General features: G+C 71.7%; 15 protein-coding genes and 1 pseudogene. 7 read left to right on the plus strand and 9 right to left on the minus strand.

What is annotated here, in order from left to right; genetic code table 11:
- Positions 1-55: 55 nt before the first annotated feature.
- The 5 genes from hemC to K4L06_RS22760 form a co-directional block, all read right to left on the minus strand.
- On the minus strand, positions 56-997 hold the full coding sequence (gene hemC, locus K4L06_RS03745) for a hydroxymethylbilane synthase (protein WP_221670116.1): 942 nt from the start codon (positions 995-997) through the stop codon (positions 56-58).
- Positions 998-1,761: 764 nt separating this feature from the next.
- Complete coding sequence (locus tag K4L06_RS03750; protein ID WP_221670117.1) at positions 1,762-2,496, minus strand: LytTR family DNA-binding domain-containing protein; 735 nt, start codon at positions 2,494-2,496, stop codon at positions 1,762-1,764.
- A 20-nt stretch (positions 2,497-2,516) separates the two neighbouring features.
- Complete coding sequence (locus K4L06_RS03755; protein WP_221670118.1) at positions 2,517-3,575, minus strand: histidine kinase; 1,059 nt, start codon at positions 3,573-3,575, stop codon at positions 2,517-2,519.
- A 12-nt stretch (positions 3,576-3,587) separates the two neighbouring features.
- Complete coding sequence (locus K4L06_RS03760) at positions 3,588-4,292, minus strand: alpha/beta hydrolase (protein ID WP_221670119.1); 705 nt, start codon at positions 4,290-4,292, stop codon at positions 3,588-3,590.
- Positions 4,293-4,377: 85 nt separating this feature from the next.
- Positions 4,378-5,385: an energy transducer TonB gene (locus K4L06_RS22760; RefSeq protein ID WP_221670120.1), complete on the minus strand. Its 1,008-nt coding sequence runs from the start codon at positions 5,383-5,385 to the stop codon at positions 4,378-4,380.
- 295 nt (positions 5,386-5,680) lie between these two features.
- On the opposite strand from K4L06_RS22760, the gene K4L06_RS03770 reads away from it, so the two are divergent.
- From K4L06_RS03770 to K4L06_RS03790, 5 genes and pseudogenes are all read left to right on the plus strand, one after another.
- Entirely contained in the window at positions 5,681-6,040 is a 360-nt protein-coding gene (locus K4L06_RS03770) for a hypothetical protein (RefSeq protein WP_221670121.1), read from the plus strand.
- 103 nt (positions 6,041-6,143) lie between these two features.
- Complete coding sequence (locus tag K4L06_RS03775; protein WP_221670122.1) at positions 6,144-7,469, plus strand: TolC family protein; 1,326 nt, start codon at positions 6,144-6,146, stop codon at positions 7,467-7,469.
- A complete protein-coding gene (locus K4L06_RS03780) occupies positions 7,466-8,455 on the plus strand; it encodes an efflux RND transporter periplasmic adaptor subunit (RefSeq protein WP_221670123.1) in 990 nt (329 codons plus the stop codon). Before K4L06_RS03775 ends, K4L06_RS03780 begins: the two co-directional genes overlap by 4 nt.
- 25 nt (positions 8,456-8,480) lie before the next feature.
- Complete coding sequence (locus tag K4L06_RS03785) at positions 8,481-11,699, plus strand: CusA/CzcA family heavy metal efflux RND transporter (protein ID WP_221673512.1); 3,219 nt, start codon at positions 8,481-8,483, stop codon at positions 11,697-11,699.
- Positions 11,700-11,807: 108 nt separating this feature from the next.
- A pseudogene (locus K4L06_RS03790) lies at positions 11,808-12,665 on the plus strand (cation diffusion facilitator family transporter); the annotation flags it as partial.
- A gap of 158 nt (positions 12,666-12,823) precedes the next feature.
- Here the strand turns inward: K4L06_RS03790 and K4L06_RS03795 are convergent.
- The 3 genes from K4L06_RS03795 to K4L06_RS03805 form a co-directional block, all read right to left on the minus strand.
- Complete coding sequence (locus tag K4L06_RS03795; RefSeq protein WP_221670124.1) at positions 12,824-13,396, minus strand: hypothetical protein; 573 nt, start codon at positions 13,394-13,396, stop codon at positions 12,824-12,826.
- 13 nt (positions 13,397-13,409) lie between these two features.
- Complete coding sequence (locus K4L06_RS03800; RefSeq protein WP_343225722.1) at positions 13,410-15,590, minus strand: xanthine dehydrogenase family protein molybdopterin-binding subunit; 2,181 nt, start codon at positions 15,588-15,590, stop codon at positions 13,410-13,412.
- Positions 15,591-15,698: 108 nt separating this feature from the next.
- Positions 15,699-16,154 (minus strand): (2Fe-2S)-binding protein, encoded by a 456-nt coding sequence (locus K4L06_RS03805; protein WP_221670125.1) that lies wholly within the window; start codon positions 16,152-16,154, stop codon positions 15,699-15,701.
- 336 nt (positions 16,155-16,490) lie between these two features.
- Here K4L06_RS03805 and K4L06_RS03810 point away from each other — a divergent pair, with 336 nt between their 5' ends.
- Together K4L06_RS03810 and K4L06_RS03815 are read left to right on the plus strand one after the other, a co-directional pair.
- On the plus strand, positions 16,491-17,507 hold the full coding sequence (locus K4L06_RS03810; RefSeq protein ID WP_221670126.1) for an XdhC/CoxI family protein: 1,017 nt from the start codon (positions 16,491-16,493) through the stop codon (positions 17,505-17,507).
- Positions 17,508-17,510: 3 nt separating this feature from the next.
- A complete protein-coding gene (locus K4L06_RS03815) occupies positions 17,511-18,239 on the plus strand; it encodes a nucleotidyltransferase family protein (protein WP_221670127.1) in 729 nt (242 codons plus the stop codon).
- A gap of 302 nt (positions 18,240-18,541) precedes the next feature.
- On the opposite strand, the gene K4L06_RS03820 is transcribed toward K4L06_RS03815, so the two are convergent.
- The gene (locus tag K4L06_RS03820; RefSeq protein ID WP_221670128.1) at positions 18,542-18,757 is read right to left on the minus strand and encodes a hypothetical protein; all 216 of its coding nucleotides are present in this window, start codon (positions 18,755-18,757) and stop codon (positions 18,542-18,544) included.
- Between the last annotated feature and the right edge of the window lie 232 nt (positions 18,758-18,989).

Raw genomic sequence — 18,989 nt, forward strand, 5'->3', positions numbered from 1 at the left:
CCATGGCCGGAGCAAATCCCGCAGGACCGCCCCTGCTGCCGAAAAGCGGCGCGGCTCAGTCGGCGGCGTCGGCGATCGCCGGCAGCGACTGGGCGATGAAATCGGCCGCGCCCTGCTCGAGCAGGCGCTGGGCGACCTCGATGCCGAGGCAGTCGGGGGCATCGCCGCGGCCTTCGCCGTGGGCGCGCACGGCGCGGCCGTCGCCGGCCGAGCCGACCAGGCCTTCCAGGCGCAGGTGGACGCCGTCCAGGCGCGCGTGCGCCGCCACCGGCACGTGGCAACTGCCGTGCAGGGCGCGGTTCATCGCCCGCTCCGCTTCCACGCAAGTGCGGGTGTCGGCGTGGTCGAGCGCCGCGCACAGCGCACGCGTGTCCAGGTCGTCTTCGCGGCATTCGATCGCGATCGCGCCCTGCGCCGGCGCCGGCAGCCAGTACGGCGATTCCAGGCGGCGACGGATGCGCGCGTCCAGCCCCAGCCGCTGCAGGCCCGCGCAGGCCAGCACGATCGCGTCGTAGTCGCCTTGGTCCAGCCGCGCCAGGCGGGTGTTGACGTTGCCGCGCAGGTCGAGCAGTTGCAGGTCCGGACGCAATGCGCGCAGTTGCGCCTGGCGGCGCAGCGAGGACGTGCCGACCCGCGCGCCGGCCGGCAGGCTGTCGATGCCGTCGTGGGCGTTGCTGACGAAGGCGTCGGCGTAGTCGGCGCGCTCCAGAATCGCCGGCAGGGCGAAACCCGGCTCCAGCTCCATCGGCACGTCCTTGAGCGAATGCACCGCGCAGTCGGCTTCGCCGCGCAGCATCGCCAGCTCCAGTTCCTTCAGGAACAGGCCCTTGCCGCCGATCGCGGCCAGCGAGCGGTCCAGCACCTCGTCGCCGCGCGTGCTCATCGGCACCAGCTCGACCGCCAACCCGGGGTGGGCCGCGCGCAGGCGGTCGGCGACGTGCTCGCTCTGCCACAGGGCGAGCGGGCTCTTGCGGGTGGCGATGCGCAGGGTCTTCATGCCGCCATTATCGCCGCTGGACGGGGTTTGGCCCAAGGGCCGGAATCATCGGGGCGGGAACCGGGGCAGGTTCGGCAGCGCCGTTGCCGTTGCCGTTGCCGTTGCCGTTGCCGTGAAGAGCTTGGCGCAGAACCGGCCTCGCGAGAACGCCCTGAAGCCCCGGAGGGCGGCCCGCAGGGATGCGGGCCGTGCGCAGCCAGGCCAGGGATGGCCTGTGCGGAGCAGCCCCGCGCAGGCCTCGTCCCATAGTGGTTTTTGATTCGAAACAGGAATGGCGTTTTCTTTGGTTACTTTTGACCGAAGGAAATCCCGTGGGACTTTGTCGCCTTGGACAAAGAAAGTGACCCGGCCGCTTGCGGACGGAAGCTTTGCTTTGGAGCTTTGAAGCTTTAGAAGCCTTCGAACGACAGACGGCGCGAGACCGTAAGAACGCGGTCGCGGCTCACGCCGCTCCTACAGGGGGCCGAGGACAAAGACGCGGCGAACGGGCGCGATGGCGGTCGCGGCTTGTGACCAAAGGAAATCCCTGTGGGACGCCGCTCCTACAGGGGCGCAGGACGAAGGCGCGGCGAGATCGGGGCGATGGTTTCGGGTTTCGATCATTGGCGTTGGCCTTGGATTTTCTGCGCGTCCCTTGGTCGCGGCTTATGACCGAAGGAAATCCCTGTGGGACGCCGCTCCTACAAGGGCCGATCCGCCGCTCCCGACCGCCGCTTTATCGAATCCCCAATCCCGAATCCCGAATCCGAATCCCCGCCACCCGCTCAAAGATGCTTGAGCGTCTCGCGCAGCGCCGCCACGCAGCGGCGGCTGACTTCCAGCGGTTGCTTGCCGTGGCGAAGCACCGCCTGGACATGCCCTTCCGAATCGCGCTTGAGCTCGACGATCTCGTGCCGGGCGACCAGGCAGTTGCGGTGGATGCGCACGAAACGTTCGCCGAATTCGTCCTCCAGCGACTTCAGCGACTCCTCGATCAGGTCCTCGCCGCGCGCATGGTGCACGATCACGTACTTCTCTTCGGCGTGCAGGTAATGCACGTCCTCGATCGGGATCAGACGCAGGCTGCCGCGCAGCCGCGCGCACAGGTGGCTGCGGCTCTGCCCCGGCGCGGTCCCGGCCTCGCCGTGGCGCTCGCGCCCGGCGGCGAAAGTGCGTACCCGTTCCAGCGCCGCGTCCAGGCGTTCGGCGCGCACCGGCTTGACCAGGTAGTCGATCGCCTCGGCCTCGAACGCCGACAGCGCGTGCGCGTCGTAGGCGGTGCAGAACACCACCGCCGGACGCGGATCGAACGCGGCCAGGTGGCGCGCCGCCTCCAGGCCGTCGATGCCGGGCATGGCGATGTCGAGCAGGACCAGATCGGGCCGGTGCTCGGCGCAGGCGTGCAAGGCGTGTTGGCCGTCGGCGGCTTCGGCGACGATCTCGACGTCGTCGCGTTCGCTCAGCAGGCCGCGCAGGCGCTCGCGCGCCAACGGTTCGTCGTCAGCGATCACCACTCTCATGGACTGCCTCATCGGACCCTTCATCGGCTCTGCGCCTCCACCCCGGTCGGCACGTGCAGTTCGCACAGATAGTAGCCCCCGTCCCAGCCTGCGGTCATCCTGGCCGTGGGTCCGTAGGCGTAACGCAGGCGCTGGCCGATGCTGTGCTGGGCGTGGCGCGAGCCGCCGGCCCGGCCCTCGGCCGGAGTCGGCGCCGGGTTGCGTATACGCAACAGCAACCGGTCGGCGAGCTGGGTCAGCTCGATCTCGACCTCGCCGCCGGCGGGCAGGCGCGAGACCCCGTGCAGCACCGCGTTCTCGACCAGGGGCTGCAGGATCAGCCGCGGCAGCGGCATCTTCCACGGCAAGGGCTCGCGCTTGCGCCACACCACCCGCAGCCGCTCGCCCAGGCGCAGTTGCTCGATCGCCAGGTAGCGCTCGGCCAGCTCGACCTCCTCGTCCAGGCTGGAATCGCTCTGCGAGGCGCCCAATGCGGCGCGGAACAGGTCGGACAGGTCCAGCACCGCGCGCTCGGCCACCACCGGGTCGCTGCGGACCAGGCCGGCGATGGTGTTCATGCTGTTGAAAAGGAAATGCGGCTTGATCCGCGCCTGCAGCGCGTCGACCTCGGCGCGGGCGTTGGCGCGCACCTGCGCCTTCCAGCTGTCGTTGACGTACAGGTAGCGCAGGACCACGCCGACCGCGAGCGCGGCGACCGCGGTGGTGCCGCCGACGAAGCGGGCGAAGCTGATCCCCTCGGGCACCAGCGCGACCGAGGTCGCGTCGTCGATCCGGTGGGTGACCGCCGCCAACGCGGCGGCGATCGCGGCCGCGCTGATCGTGGCCAGGAAGCCGCCCAGCGCCGGCGGCAATTGGGCGAGCAGGCGCCGCGAGCCGCACAGCAGGACCGAGATCGCCAGCGCCAGCCACAGCGCGAAGGCGCTGGAAGACACGAACCGGCCATAGTTCCAGTGGCTGCCGTCGGGCACCAGGGCGAGCACGATCACGATCAGCTCGGCCATGCTCAGCATGACCAACAGGCGCGGCAGCCGGCACAGGTCCGGCAGCCAGGATTCGCGCTCGCCGACCGGTTCGCTCATGGCCCGGGACGCTCAGCCGGCCGCGAAGCGTTGCGACATCCAGTCGCCGAGCGCCGCGATCTCTTCGGCGCAGACCTGGTGGGCCATCGGGTAGGCGTGCCAGTCGACCTGGGCACCCAGGGTGCGCAATCGCGCCGCGGCCAGTTCGCCGCCGCGGTAGGGCACCACCGGGTCGTGGCTGCCGTGGGCCATGAACACCGGCTGGGCGCGCACGGCCGGACCGGCTTCGCGGATCAGCCGATCGGCCATCGGCAGGTAGGTCGACAGCCCGACCAGCCCGCCCAGCGGCTCGCTGCGGCGCAGGCCGGCGGCCAGGGTGACCGCGCCGCCTTGCGAGAAGCCGGCCAGCAGCACCCGCGCGGCCGGCACGCCGCGCTCGCCTTCGCGCGCGATCAGCGCCTCGACCTGGGCCACCGATTCCTCGACCCCGGCCTCGTCGGCGCGGTTGGCCAGGTCGTTGAAGTCGCGGATGTCGTACCAGGCGCGCATGCGCAGGCCGTTGTTGATCGTGACCGGGCGCACCGGCGCGTGCGGGAACACGAAGCGCAGCGCCGGCCAGTCGCGGCGGACCAGTTCCGGCACGATCGGGGCGAAGTCGTGGCCGTCGGCGCCGAGGCCGTGCAGCCACAGCACGCTCCAGGCCGGCGCCGGGCCGGTGGCGTGTTCGACGGTTTCCAGCAGCTCGGGAGCGGGCAGTTCGGGAGCGGACGTAGTCATCGGCCGCATTGTGGCGGTGCGCGCACGCCGCGCCAAGCGCGGGCGGCGCCGGCGTGTCCGCCGTCGCATTCGCCCGCGCCGGGGGTCAGCGCGTGGGCAGCTTGAAATTGAGCGTGCGGCGGGCGCTGTGGGCCTCGCCGGTGGCCTCGAAGCGCAGCCGCGACACCGCCGCCAGCGCGGCCTCGTCGAAGATCCCGGCCGGTTGCGCCGAGACCAGCCGCGGCGCGCCGACCCGGCCGTCGGGCAGGATGGTGAAGCTGACCTCGACGCTGCCTTCGATCTTGCGGTTCAACGCCGACAGCGGATAGCGCGGGCTGGCGTCGGCGAGCAAGCGCGGCGCGCTGCGGCCGCTGCGGGCCGCCGCCGGCGCGGTCGCGGCCGGCGCCGCGGCCGGGGTCGAGGCCGAAGCCGGCGGCGCCACGGCGGGGGTTTCGGTCGCGGCGATCGCGCTGGCGCGCTGCGCGGCCGCGTCGGCGGCGGTCGCGCTGGCGGCGGCCTCGGCCTTCAGCGCGGCGCTCGACAACAGCGCCGCCTCGCGCCGCGCCGGCGCGGTCTGCGCGCGTTCGGCGATCAAGCGCTGGGTTTCGTCGCGGCCCTGCTGCTGGCGCGCCAGTTCCGCCCGGTGCAGGCCGTCGCGCAGGCGCGGCAGCGCCGGCGCCTGCGGATCCATCCGCGCCAGCAATTCGAGCAAGCGCCGGGTTTCGACCAGATCGTCGTCGACCAGGGCCTGTTCGCCGGCGATGACCACATAGGGCTGCAGTTCGCTGAGCGCGCCGATTACGTCGATCTGCCCGGCTTCGCGGTCGCGCAGGGCCAGGTAATAGTCGACCGCGCTGTCGCCGGCCGGGGTGTGGATGCGCTGCTCGCGCAGCGCCTGCGAAGCGCGCGCGCGCAGGCCTTCGGAATCGAGTTCGACCAGCGGCGCCGGCAAGGCCACGGCCGCATCGAGTTCGGCGCCGGTCTGCGGCTTCTCGTTACCGCCGCCCGAGCCGCATCCGCCCAGCAGGACGGCCAGGCTCAGGGCGGCGCCGAGCGCGGCGCCGCGGCGCGTTCCGGCGGCGCGACGGCGCGCCGGTGTGGCAACTAGCTTCACTGCACAAATCCCCTGTACCGCCCACTGCAGAAATCGCGCGCAGACTAGGCCCGGGATGTGACGGCGGTACTGCATCGCCCTTGCCAATCCTGGTGAACGCATGACGTTCTCCGGTGCCGAGCTTCCTGCCGCGAACCGCGGATTATGCGGCCAGCCGGAACGTGACGCGATGCTCAATCGGGCCATACGGTCAGCTCGCGCTCCGGAAGCTGACCGGGGCACATTAGCCTGCGTACGGTCGCCGGGGCGCGGTGAAATTGTATTGCGCCGCGGCCGGCGCCTATCCTCTGGCCCCATGTCCGCCCCTTCCGCCCTCGCCGCCGCGCTGCGCTACCTCGTATTCGGGGTGCTGATCGCGGTGATGCTGGTCAAGCCGGCGCTGGCCTTCGCCAGCGAGGCCGGCGAACCGGCGGCGGCCGTCGCCGCGCACGCGGGCGAGGCGGGCGACGAGGCGCCGACCGCGCCGCACGACGAAGACGGCTGCGGCGACGCCAGCTGGCATCTGAGCCACTGCTGCGCGATGCAGGCGGCCTTGTTGCCGCGGATCCAGCTCGGCCTGGCCGCCGAGCGCGCCGCCGCGCCCTTGCCGGCCGGCGCCGGCAGCGACGCGATCCGCCCCACCGCGAACCCGTTCCGCCCGCCGATCCGGGCCTGATCCCGAACTCGCTTCCGCACCGCCCTGGCCGACCCGGCCAGTGCCTGCCGTGCGCGGCCGCCAGCCGCCGCGGCGCCCCAAGAGATTCTCGGAGATCGCTCCCATGTGGTTACGTCCGGCGGCCTTGGCCGTCCTGACGGCTGCGCTGTGCCTGTCGGCACAGGCGCAGCCGCGCCCTGCCCTGTCCGCTCCCAAGCCGGAGCCCGCCGCGCCGCGGCCGGCTTCGGTATTCACCCTCGACGACGCCCTCGCCCGTATCGGCCAGGCCCACCCCGACCTGCGCATGTTCGGCGGCCAGCGCGACGTGCTGCTGGCCGAACGCGATCGGGCCGCGCAAACGCCGCCGTGGATGGTCGGCGTCGCGGTCGACAACGTGCTCGGCAGCGGCGCGGTCGCCGGCGCCAAGGCCGCCGAGGTCACGTTGAGCCTGGCCTCGGTGTTCGAACGCGGCGGCAAGCTCGATGCGCGCCGCGCCGTCGCGCAAAGCCGGATCGACGCGCTCGCGGTGGATCGCGAAGGACGGCGCCTGGATCTGCTGGCCGAAGCCGCGCGCCGCTACCTGGCCATCGTCGCCGCGCAGCGCGGCATCGAGCTGGCCCAGTTCGACATCGGCCAACGCAAGCGCGCCGTGGCCGCCGCCCGCCAACGCCTGCAGGCCGGCGCCTCGCCCGAATCGGGCCTGTTGACCGCGCAGGCCGCGCTGGCCCGGGCCGAACTCGACCGCCGCCGCAGCGAACAAAGCCTGCTCGCCGCGCGCCAGCATCTGGCCGCGCTATGGGGCGAACGCGACCCCGGTTTCGCCAACGTCGCCGGCGATCCGTACGCGCTGCCGGCAATCCAGGACGCGACCGCGCTGGCCGGCCTGCTCGACCGCACCCCGGAGCTGGCCCGCTTCGCCGACCAGGCGCGCATCGCCGAGGCGCGCCTGCGCCTGGCGCAAACCGAGGCCGCCCCCGACCTGTCCTGGCAGGTCGGCCTGCGCCGGCTGCAGGACGGCAGCGACTTCGGCCTGGTCGGCAGCGTGTCGATGCCGCTGGGCGCGCGCCGCCGCGCCGAACCCGGCATCCGCGGCGCCCAGGCCGAACTGGCCCTGCTGGAGACCGAGCGCGAAGCCAAGGGTTTGTCGCTGTATTCGACCCTGGTCGAAGCGCACGGCCGCTATCGGGTCGGCGCGCTGGAAGTCGCGCGTTTGCAGGACGAGGTGCTGCCGCGCCTGGTCCGCGCCGAGGCCGCGGCCGACTACGCCTACCGCGCCGGCGCGATCGGCTATCTGGAACTGGCCTTGTTGCAGGCCGAAAGCGTGGCGGTGCGCAGGCAGCGCCTGGATGCGGCCGTGGCCGCGCAACTGGCGCTGATCGAGATCCAGCGCCTGACCGGCGAGGGCTTCCTCGCCGCCTCTTCCGCCGAGCCCGCAGGAGCCGCCCGATGAAGTACCCACTGTTGATCGCCGGCATGCTGGCGCTGTCGCTGAGCGCCTGCGCGCCGTCGAAACCCGCGGCGCAGACCGGCGCCGGCGAGCACGCCGACGAGAATGAAGCCGGCCACGAACACGGCGCAGGCGAAGCGGGCCACGGCGAAGCCGCGGGCAAGGAACAACCCGAGTCGACCGTGATCGCCGCCGAGATCGCCCGCCGCTCCGGCATCGCGGTCGCCGCCGCCGGCCCCGGCACCATCGCCGACGAGCACGAAGTGCAGGGTCTGGTTACGCCGCTGGAAGGCCGCGTCGCCCGCATCACCGCGCGCTATCCCGGCCCGGTGCGCTCGCTGCGCGCCAACGTCGGCGACCGCGTCCGCGCCGGCCAGACCCTGGCCACCATCGACAGCAACCTCAGCCTGACCACGTATTCGGTCGCTACTCCTATCGCCGGCGTGGTGCTGGCGCGCAACGCCTCGGTCGGCGAGGTCGCGGTCGAAGGCACGGCCTTGTTCGAAATCGCCGACCTGTCGACGCTGTGGGTCGACCTGCACGTGTTCGGCGCCGACGCCACCCATCTGCGCCCGGGCCTGCCGGTGACGGTGATGCGGATGGGCGACGAACGCGGCGTGCAGACCACCCTCGACCGGATCCTGCCCGGCACCGCCACCGCCAGCCAGAGCACCGTCGCCCGCGCCTCGATCGCCAACGCCGACGGCCTGTGGCGGCCGGGCTCGGCGGTGCGCGCGCGGGTCACGGTCGAGCAACAGCCGGTGGCCCTGGCCGTGCCGCTGACCGCGCTGCAGCGGATGGACGAACGCGACGTGGTGTTCGTGCGCCAGGGCGAGCGCTACCTGGCCCGCCCGATCCGCACCGGCCGCCGCGACGCCGCGCGCATGGAAGTGCTGGAAGGACTCAAGCCCGGCGAGCAGGTGGTGGTCGAACAGAGCTTCCTGATCAAGGCCGACATCGAAAAATCGGGGGCCTCGCATGAGCACTGAGCCCCTGCCCGCTGCCCCGCCCGGCCTGCTCGAACGCATCCTGCGCTTCGCCATCCGCCAGCGCTGGCTGATGCTGGCGCTGACCCTGGCCCTGATCGGCATCGGCGTGTGGAGCTTCGGCAAGCTGCCGATCGACGCCACCCCCGACATCACCAACGTCCAGGTGCAGATCAACACCCAGGCGCCGGGCTATTCGCCGCTGGAAGCCGAGCAGCGGGTCACCTTCCCGATCGAAACCGCGCTGGCCGGCCTGCCCAGGCTCGACTACACCCGCTCGCTGTCGCGCTACGGCCTGTCGCAGGTGACCGTGGTGTTCAAGGACGGCACCGACCTGTACTTCGCCCGCCAGCAGGTCGCCGAGCGGCTGCAGCAGGTGAAGTCGCAGATCCCGGCCGGCCTGGAACCCGAGCTCGGCCCGACCGCTACCGGCCTGGGCGAGATCTTCATGTACACCGTCGACGCCGATCCCAAGGCGCGCAAACCCGACGGCAGCCCCTACAGCGCCACCGACCTGCGCACCCTGCAGGACTGGGTGATCCGGCCGCAGTTGCGCAACACGCCCGGGGTCACCGAGGTCAACACCATCGGCGGCTATGCGCGGCAGATCCACATCACCCCGGATCCGGCGCGGCTGATGGCCCTGAACCTGAGCCAGCGCGACCTGGTCGCCGCGCTCGCGGCCAACAACCAGAACGTCGGCGCCGGCTACATCGAACGCAACGGCGAACAGTTCCTGGTCCGCGTGCCGGGCCAGATCCCCAACCTGGCCGCGATCGGCGACATCGTCCTGGACCGCCGCGACGGCGTGCCGATCCGGGTCCGCGACGTCGCCGCGGTCGGCGAAGGCCCGGAGCTGCGCAGCGGCGCGGCGACCCAGAACGGCCACGAAGTCGTGCTCGGCACGGTGTTCATGCTGGTCGGCTCGAACAGCCGCGAGGTCTCGCAGGCCGCCGCGGCCAAGCTCGAAGCGGCCAACGCCAGCCTGCCCAAGGGGGTCAGCGCCAATCCGGTCTACGACCGCACCTCGCTGGTCGACCGCACCATCGCCACGGTGTCCAAGAACCTGGTCGAAGGCGCGTTGCTGGTGGTGGTGGTGCTGTTCCTGCTGCTCGGCAACATCCGCGCCGCGCTGATCACCGCGCTGGTGATTCCGCTGGCGATGCTGTTCACCATCACCGGCATGGTCCGCGGCGGCGTGTCCGGCAATCTGATGAGCCTGGGCGCGCTCGACTTCGGCCTGATCGTCGACGGCGCGGTGATCATCATCGAGAACTGCCTGCGCCGCTTCGGCGAAGCCCAGCACGCGCTGGGCCGGGAAATGAACGACGAGGAGCGCCACGACCTCACCGCCGCGGCCACCGCCGAGGTGATCCGCCCCAGCCTGTTCGGCCTGGGCATCATCACCGCGGTGTACCTGCCGATCTTCGCCCTCAGCGGGATCGAGGGAAAGATGTTCCACCCGATGGCGATCACCGTGGTGCTGGCGCTGACCGGCGCGATGCTGCTGTCGCTGACCTTCGTCCCGGCGGCGGTGGCGATCTTCCTCGGCGGCAAGGTCGCCGAGAAGGAGAACCGGGCGATGGCCTGGATCAAGCGCGGCTACGCGCCGGCGCTGGCCTGGGCCTTGCGCAGCCGCGCCTGGGTGATGGGCGGCACCGCGGCGCTGGTGATCCTCAGCGGCGCCCTGGCCCTGCGCATGGGCAGCGAGTTCGTGCCCAGCCTGGACGAGGGCGACGTCGCGGTGCAGGCGATGCGCATCCCCGGCACCAGCCTGAGCCAGTCGGTGACCATGCAGAAGCACATGGAGCAGGCCTTCCTGGCCCTGCCCGAGGTGCAACGGGTGTTCAGCAAGATCGGCACCGCCGAAGTCGCCAGCGACCCGATGCCGCCGTCGGTGGCCGATACCTTCCTGATGCTCAAGCCGCGCGAGCAATGGCCCAACCCGGGCAAGTCCAAGGCCGCGCTGATGGCCGAGATCGAGTCCATCGCCGGCACCCTGCCCGGCAACAACTTCGAATTCACCCAGCCGATCCAGATGCGCATGAACGAGTTGATCTCGGGCGTGCGCGCCGACGTCGCGATCAAGGTCTACGGCGACGATCTGCAGCAACTGCTCAAGCTCGCGCAGCGGATCGAGGCGGTGGCGAAGAACGTGCCGGGCGCGGCCGACGTCAAGGCCGAGCAGGCCACCGGCCTGCCGATGCTGAGCATCGAGCCGGACCGGCGCGCGCTGGCGGTGTACGGCCTCAACCCGGCCGCGGTGCAGGAGACCGTCGCCACCGCGGTCGGCGGCGAGGTCGCCGGGCAGTTGTTCGAAGGCGACCGCCGCTTCGACCTGGTGGTGCGCCTGCCCGAACGCCTGCGCCAGGACACCGCGGCCCTGGCCGACCTGCCGATCCCGCTGCCGGCGGACACCGGCGATCGCGACGAGTCCAGCTTTGATGCGACCTGGAGCGGCGGCGCGCCGCGCACCGTGCCCCTGCGCGAGGTGGCGCGGATCCAGAGCGTGCTCGGGCCGAACCAGATCAACCGCGAGAACGGCAAGCGCCGCATCGTGGTGACCGCGAACGTGCGCGACCGCGACCTCGGCGGCTTCGTCGCCGAACTGCGCCAGCGCATCGACGCCGAAGTGCAGGTGCCGGAGGGCTACTGGATCGGCTACGGCGGCACCTTCGAGCAGCTGATCTCGGCCAGCCAGCGCCTGGCGGTGGTGGTGCCGGTGACCCTGGTGCTGATCTTCGCCCTGCTGTTCATGGCCTTCGGCTCGGCCAAGGACGCCGCGATCGTGTTCAGCGGGGTGCCGCTGGCGCTGACCGGCGGGGTGATCGCGCTGGCCCTGCGCGGGATCCCGCTGTCGATCTCGGCCGGGGTCGGCTTCATCGCCCTGTCCGGCGTGGCGGTGCTCAACGGCCTGGTGATGATCGCCTTCATCCGCAAGCTGCGCGAACAGGGCGACCCGCTCGACCACGCCGTGGTCGACGGCGCGCTCGGCCGCCTGCGCCCGGTGCTGATGACCGCGCTGGTGGCCTCGCTGGGCTTCCTGCCGATGGCCTTCAACGTCGGCGCCGGTTCGGAAGTGCAGCGGCCGCTGGCGACGGTGGTGATCGGCGGCATCGTCTCTTCGACCCTGCTGACCTTGCTGGTGTTGCCGGTGCTGTACCGCTGGCTGCATCGCGGCGATGCGCGGCGCAATGCGGCCGCCGACGAAGACGGCCCGTCCCCGGCGCCGTTGCCGGCCGTCTGAGCCGCCACCGCGCGGATCGCGGCGACAGCGCGATCCGCGTCCTCGCCGGCCGCTCACGGGCGGCCGGCTTCAATGGGTCTTCGCGACATCGACTGGTGGAGCATCGATATGGGCAGCGGACACGATCACGGCAGCAGCGCGATCCGCCACGAACGTCCGCTGTGGTGGGCCTTGGGCCTGACCGGCGGCTTCCTGATCGCCGAAGTCGTCGGCGCCTTCCTCACCGGCAGCCTGGCGCTGCTGTCGGACGCCGCGCACATGGGCACCGACACCCTGGCGTTGAGCATCGCCCTGGTCGCGGTGCGCCTGGCGCGGCGCCCGCCCGACGCCCGGCGCAGCTACGGCTATGCGCGGATGGAAGCGATGGGGGCGATGGTCAACGGCCTGCTGCTGTTCGGCGTCGCCGGCTACATCCTGTGGGAAGCGGCCGCTCGTTTCCGCGAGCCGAGCGAAATCGCCACCACCGGCATGCTGATCGTCGCCGCGCTGGGCCTGGTCGTGAACCTGATCGCGATGCGGCTGTTGCGCGCCGGCAGCGGCGAAAGCCTCAACCTCAAGGGCGCCTACCTGGAGGTGTGGAGCGACATGCTCGGCTCGGTCGCGGTGATCGCCGCAGCGATCGCGATCCGCGTCACCGGTTGGGCCTGGATCGACCCGGCGCTGGCGGTGGCGATCGGCCTGTGGGTGCTGCCGCGCACCTGGACCCTGCTGCGCGAAGCCGGCAACGTGCTGATGGAAGGCGTGCCCGCCGGCATCGAGTTGGAAGCGCTGCGCCGCGACCTGGCCGGTCTCGACGGGGTGATCGACGTGCACGACCTGCACGTCTGGTCGCTGGCCTCGAACGCGCCGGCGCTGAGCGCGCACCTGAGCGTCGCCGCCGGCACCGACATCGACGCCCTGCGCCGCGCGGCGAACGCGCGGCTGGACCAAGGCTACGGCATCGATCACAGCACCTTGCAGATCGAGTACGAGCGCTGCGACACCGCGCATGCCTGAGCCACGGCTTCGGTCATTGGCGACGTGTCGGCCGCGCCTGCGCGTCCCGGTCGCGGCTTACGCCGCTCCTACGGCCGACCCGCAACCTGGTTCCTGATTCCTCTCTTCTCACTCCTTTGCGCTCGCTCCTAGCTCTCCGGGCAGGGGCCGCCCGCGTCGGCCCAGGTCTTGAATGCGGCGACGAACTCCGGATGCGGTACCGGCACCGGCGCGCGGTTGCCGCCGGGCGCCCAGCCCCACAGCACCAGCTTGTCTTCGCTGACGTGCTTGATCAGCGCGGCGAAGTCGCGGCCGCCGTTCTGCTTCTTGTCCTGGATCATCGCGCACAGCTGCGGCGCCGGCAGGCCGATCCAGGCCATCTTGTGCTCGGGCGGCGGCAGCTGCCAATGCGGCGCGCCCGGCGGCGCGTTCGCGCCATAGCTGGCCGGCAGGTTGGCTTCGCCATGGCAGGTCGAGCACGGCAGGCCGGCCGCGCCCTTGCCTTCCGGGCCGCGCACCACGCCCATCGCATGCGGCAGGCCGGCGTCGAATTGCAACGGCTGGTCGCCGGGAATGTGGCAGTTCTGGCAGCGCGGATGCTGGAACACCTTCTGCACGGTGGCGAAGGCCGCCACCGCCTGGGTGCGTTGTTCCGGCGAGATCTTGGGGCCGCAGGCGCTCAGAGCCAGGGCGGCGGTCGCGGCGATCGCTAGGGTTCGCATTCGTCGGTCTCCCTCAGGCCAGGCGCAGCGGCAGCTCGCGCAGCCGCTTTTGGGTCAGGGCGAACACGGCATTGGCCACCGCCGCCGCCACCGGCGCGGTGCCGGGTTCGCCGGCGCCGCCCATCTTTTCGCTGCTGGGCACGATGTGCACCTCGATCTGCGGCGACTCGTCCAGGCGCAGCACACGGTAGTCGTGGAAGTTCGACTCCTGCACGCGTCCGTCCTTGAAGCTCAGCGCGCTGTACAACGCCGCGCCGAGGCCGAAGTTGATGCCCGATTCCATCTGCGCGCGCACCCCGTCGGGATTGACCGCCAGGCCGCAGTCGATCGCGCAGACGAAACGGTGCACGCGGATCGCCTTGCCGCCGCCGGCGACGTCCTGCAACGAGACCTCGGCGACCTGGGCGATGTAGCTGCCGAAGGATTCGTGCACGGCCACGCCGCGCGCGCGGCCCTCGGCCGGCTTGGCGCCCCAGCCGGCTTTCTCCGCGGCCAGGTTCAGCGCGGCGAGATGGCGCGGATGATCCTTCAGCAAGCCGCGCCGGTACGCGACCGGGTCCTGGCCCGCGGCGTGGGCGAGTTCGTCGATCAGGCTTTCCATGATGAAGCCGTTGTAGCTGTGGCCGACCGATCGCCACCACAGCACCGGGATCCCGGTGGACGGCGAATGCAGGTCGACGCGGTGATCGGCGATGGCCTTGATGTAGGGAGAGTCGGCCACGCCCTCGACCGAGGTCGCGTCGACCCCGTTCTTGACCATCACCGCTTCGAACGGCGAGCCGGCGGCGATCGATTGCCCGACCAGGACATGTTTCCAGGCCACCGGGCGGCCCTGCCCGTCCAGGCCGATCTTGGCCTGTTGCAGGTACATCGGCCGGTAGTAGCCGCCGCGCACGTCGTCTTCGCGCGTCCACACCGTCTTGACCGGCTTGCCGGCGGCCTTGGCCACCTGCACCGCTTCGGCGACGAAGTCCGAGGTCGGCGTCGCGCGCCGGCCGAAGCCGCCGCCGAGGAACATCGTGTGGATCTTGACCTGCTCGGGCTTGAGCCCGGCGATCTTGGCCGCGACCTGCTGGTCCAGGGTCTGGAACTGGGTGCCGGTCCAGATCTCGCACTGGCCGTCGGCGATCTTGACCGTGCAGTTCAACGGCTCCATGGGCGAATGCGCCAGATACGGCACGTGATACTCGGCCTCGACCGTGCGCGCCGCCTTGGCCAGCGCCGCGTCGACATCGCCGGCCTGGCTCGCGACCGCGCCCGGGGTGACGGCGAGCCGGCGGAACTCTTCGCGCAACTGGCCGGTATCCAGGCCGGCGTGCGGGCCGAGGTCCCAGTCGATCTTGAGCGCGTCGCGGCCGAGCTTGGCCGCCCAGTAGTGATCGGCGACCACGGCCACGCCGCTGGGCACCTGGACCACGTCGCGCACGCCCGGCACCGCCTTGGCCGCGGCGGCGTCGAAGGATTTGACCGTACCGCCGAACACCGGCGCGCGCGCGACCAGCGCGGTCAGCAAGCCCTCGAACTGCACGTCCATGCCGAACTTGGCCCGGCCGTCGATCTTCTCCGGGCCGTCCAGGCGCTTGGTCGGCTTGCCGATGATCTTCCAGTCCTTGGCGTCCTTGAGCTTGGGCGGTTGCCCCGGCGCCGGCAGCTTGGCCGCGTCGGCGGCGAGCTCGCCGTAGCTCGCGCGGCGCTCGCCGGCGATGGCCATGCCGTTTCCGGTGCGGACCTGGTCGGCCGCCACGCCGAAGCGTTGCGCCGCGGCCGCGACCAGCAGCGCGCGCGCGGTGGCGCCGGCCTGCCGATAGCGGTCGAACTCCGACCAGGTGCTGGTCGAACCGCCGGTCATCTGCATGCCGAACGCGGTATGCGCATAGGCCTGCGCCGCCGGCGCGTGCTCGACCCGGATCTTCGACCAGTCGGCGTCGAGTTCTTCGGCGATCAGCATCGCCAGGCCGGTCCAGATGCCCTGGCCCATCTCCGAGTGCGACAGCAATACGGTGACGGCGTCGTCCTCGCCGATCCGCAGGAACGCGTTCGGCGCGAACCCGGCCGACACGGCCGCGGCCTGCGCCGGCGCGGCGGCGGCGAAACGGCGCGCGCCGGGAACCACGAAACCGACCACCAGGCCGCCGCCGATCAGCGCGCCGGCCTTGAGGAATTGGCGCCGCGAAGGCGCGGGTACGGTGCTCACATCGACCTCCTGAACGTGGCGGATCGCTCGGGCGGCTGCGCTGCGCGCAGCGGCGCCGGCGGATCGGCTGCGTAAGACGGAACGGCGGAAAGCGGACTACGGGACGCGTCAGGCCTTGCCGATTTCGGCCGCGCGCTTCACCGCCGCGCGGATCCGCGGATAGGTGCCGCAGCGGCACAGGTTGCCGGACAAGGCCTGGTCGATATCGGCGTCGCTGGGCGCGGGAATCTTCGCCAGCAAGGCCGCGGCGGACATGATCTGGCCGGACTGGCAGTAGCCGCACTGGACCACGTCGACCTCGGCCCAGGCGCGCTGCACCGGATGGCTGCCGTCCGTCGACAGGCCTTCGATGGTGACGATGGTCTTGCCTTCGACGCTGGACGCCGGGGTCACGCAGGCGCGGCGCGGGGCGCCGTCGACGTGCACGGTGCAGGCGCCGCACTGGGCGATGCCGCAGCCGAATTTGGTGCCGGTGAGCTGCATCAGGTCGCGCAGTACCCACAGCAGGGGCATGTCCGGCGGCGCATCGATCTCGTGCTCGCGGCCGTTGACGTTGAGCTTCATCGGAATCCCTCGCGGCGGCTGGGGTCGCCCGAGCCTACTCCGCAAATATCGCAGCCGCCATATCGGCGCGCGCGTCCTGCGACCAAAGGACGATGCGCCGCAGCAACGCCGACGCGGCGACGCGGTCGCGAGCGCTTGCCGGATTCTGCGCGTCGGATCGGCCTCGGCCGGAAGGGTGGACGGCCGCGGCGCGGCCCAACGCGCATCGGCGCAGGCTCCGCGCGCGCGGGCCGCGCTTGCCCAAAACTGCCTGCCGCGGCGCAGCATCGCCGAGCCGCGTGCGGCCGGCGCGCAGATCGTTCTAGACTCGGCCAACTCCGTCTGCGCGAGCTCCGCATGGCCGATTCGCCGGACCCGACGATCCCGCAGCGCAGCGCGCCCGGCGGCGCGCGCGCGGTGCTCGAAGCCAGCGCCGCGGCGGCCGCGCGCGGCGATCCCGCGGCGCTGGCGGTGGTGCTGGAAACCCAGGGCTCGACCTATGTCCGCCCGGCGGCGATGGCCTTGTTCGGCGCCCGCGGCGGTCAGGTCGGCTGGCTCAGCGGCGGCTGCATCGAGCCGGAGATCGAGCTGCGCGCGCAGGAAGTCGCGCTCAGCCAGGGCATCGACTGGCTGGAGATCGATACCCGCCACGACGAAGACCTGTTCGCCGGCTCCGCGGTCGGCTGCCGCGGCCGCCTGCGCCTGGCCCTGCTGCCGCTGGCCGGCTTGCGCGACTGGCCGGTGCTGGTCGACGAATGGCGCCGCGGCCATGGCGACCTGCGCCTGGAGATCCGCGGCGACGGCGCGCTGCGCGCCGCGGTCGGCGACGAGCGCTTGCGCTGGACTCTCCCGGTCAACACGCCGCCCTGGGCCGGCGGCGCGACGGCGGCCTGGTCGCTGGAGATCGCCGCGCCGCCGTCGGTGCTGGTGCTCGGCGCCGGCCCGGAAACGCCGGCGCTGCTGCCGCTGCTGCGCACCCTGGGCTGGATGACCAGCCTGGTCGAACGCCGGCCGCGCTGGGCCGGCCTGGCCGCGCTGGCCGATCATGCGATCGAACGCAGCCCGGCGCAGGCCTTGGCCGTGACCCGTCCGCACGACGCGGCGGTGGTCATGCACCACCATTTCGAACTCGACCGCGAAGCCCTGGAGCACCTGGGCGACAGCCCCGGCGGCCAGGCGATCGGCTTCGTCGGCCTGCTCGGCCCGGCGGCGCGGCGCGACGATCTGTTCCGGGTGCTGCCGGCCAGCGCGCGCGATTCGCTGCGCCCGCGCCTGCACGCGCCGATCGGTTTGCCGCTGGGCGGCCACGGCCCGGAAGCGATCGCGCTGAGCGTGGCCGCGCAACTGCAGCGCCACCGCCACGGCGGAGACTGAGCGATGGCGCATGTGGCGGTGGTGCTCGCTGCCGGCGGCAGCCGGCGCCTGGGCCGGCCCAAGCAATTGCTGACCCGCGCCGGCGAACCGCTGCTGCGCCGCAGCGCGCGCCTGGCCCTGGCCAGCGGCGCGGCGCGCACCCTGGTCGTGCTCGGCGCCGAACCCGACACCATGGCCGTGGCCTTGTTCGGCCTGGATCTGGAATGCGTGCTCAATCCCGACTGGGCGGACGGTTTGGCCGGCAGCCTGCGCTGCGCCGCGCGCGCGCTGGGCGCAGATGCGGCCGCGGTGTTGGTGCTCGGTTGCGATCAGCCGGCATTAGAAGCCGATCACCTGCAGCGGCTGCTGCACGGCGCGGCGACCGCGGCCAGCGGATGCGCAGCGACGGTGCATGGCAAAGAGTTCGCACTCGACTCGAGGGTCGGTTCGGCCTCAGTCGTGGCGGCGGCCGACGCGCAGATCGCAGCGATCGCGGCGAGAAGGCCGAACACACCGCGGATTCCGGGCACCGCGATCGCGCCGGCCCTGGGCGTACCGGCCGTGCTGTCGCCGGCGTTGTGGCGCGAAGCCGCGCAACTGCACGGCGACCGCGGCTTCGGCGCCGCCCTGCGACGGCTGCCCGCCGATGCGGTGTGGCGGTTGCGGGCACCGGAGCTGCAGCACGATCTCGACACGCCAGAAGACCTGGCGCTGGCGGTCGCGTGCGGTTGGATCGATGCGCCGGTGGCTTGAGTCGGCGGCAATGTCGCCACTCCAGGCCCGTGACGCCCAATCCTGGGGTTTGCGACCACGCCATTTCGATTACGACGCCATCGTCAGCCGTTGGGTTCGTCGGATTACGGTCGCGGCTCACGCCGCTCCTACAGGGGTGGGGCTGCGCGTGCGGCCAGGCAGCAAATGCACACCGACAGGCGCCCGGGCTTCGGTCTTCGAATCCCGAATCCCCAATCTCGAATCTCGAATCCGGCAACAGGAGGCCCGCGCCGCCCGGCCAGACTCCCTGTCGGCCGGGCGGCGCAAACCGCACGCCGGCCCTAGGGAACCAACGTGCCAAACACGGGTCGCGACTCGTCGTCGACGACATGCAGCCACAAGCCCTGCGGTGCGTGCGCGGCGTATTTGCGCGCCTGCGGCAACACCGCGCGCAGCGCCGCTTCCGGGCTGCGGTATTCCTGCGCGATCTCGGCTACCGCTACCGCCAGCGCCTGATCGTCGCTGCCATCACGTTGCTTCAGTTCGACGCGAAACATGGCTCATCCTTGTGAAAAGCGACCGGCTCGGTCTGGGGGATTGCCCGCTTGCAGCGGGTCTGGATCCGGGTGCCGTCGTGCAGATCAAAGATGCGTCGTGCGTGAACAAGAAACCGTCGTCGGAGTCCTCCTAAGCGTGTAGGAATTTTCCGAATCATGTGTGCTACGAGTCACAAGTTTCAAAAGAAACAGTGGACTTCCGTGAGTAAACGGATAGGCAACGCGATTCCGG

Origin of the sequence: Lysobacter sp. BMK333-48F3 (assembly GCF_019733395.1) — a bacterium.
Classification (GTDB): domain Bacteria; phylum Pseudomonadota; class Gammaproteobacteria; order Xanthomonadales; family Xanthomonadaceae; genus Lysobacter.

Coding starts and splice junctions, on each gene's coding strand:
- K4L06_RS03775 (WP_221670122.1), top strand. CDS start 6,144: ATGTGGTTACGTCCGGCGGCCTTGGCCGTCCTGACGGCTGCGCTGTGC.
- K4L06_RS03815 (WP_221670127.1), top strand. CDS start 17,511: ATGGCGCATGTGGCGGTGGTGCTCGCTGCCGGCGGCAGCCGGCGCCTG.
- K4L06_RS03770 (WP_221670121.1), top strand. CDS start 5,681: ATGTCCGCCCCTTCCGCCCTCGCCGCCGCGCTGCGCTACCTCGTATTC.
- K4L06_RS03760 (WP_221670119.1), bottom strand. CDS start 4,292: ATGACTACGTCCGCTCCCGAACTGCCCGCTCCCGAGCTGCTGGAAACC.
- K4L06_RS03780 (WP_221670123.1), top strand. CDS start 7,466: ATGAAGTACCCACTGTTGATCGCCGGCATGCTGGCGCTGTCGCTGAGC.
- K4L06_RS03750 (WP_221670117.1), bottom strand. CDS start 2,496: ATGAGAGTGGTGATCGCTGACGACGAACCGTTGGCGCGCGAGCGCCTG.
- K4L06_RS03755 (WP_221670118.1), bottom strand. CDS start 3,575: ATGAGCGAACCGGTCGGCGAGCGCGAATCCTGGCTGCCGGACCTGTGC.
- K4L06_RS03810 (WP_221670126.1), top strand. CDS start 16,491: ATGGCCGATTCGCCGGACCCGACGATCCCGCAGCGCAGCGCGCCCGGC.
- K4L06_RS03795 (WP_221670124.1), bottom strand. CDS start 13,396: ATGCGAACCCTAGCGATCGCCGCGACCGCCGCCCTGGCTCTGAGCGCC.
- K4L06_RS03820 (WP_221670128.1), bottom strand. CDS start 18,757: ATGTTTCGCGTCGAACTGAAGCAACGTGATGGCAGCGACGATCAGGCG.
- K4L06_RS03805 (WP_221670125.1), bottom strand. CDS start 16,154: ATGAAGCTCAACGTCAACGGCCGCGAGCACGAGATCGATGCGCCGCCG.
- hemC (WP_221670116.1), bottom strand. CDS start 997: ATGAAGACCCTGCGCATCGCCACCCGCAAGAGCCCGCTCGCCCTGTGG.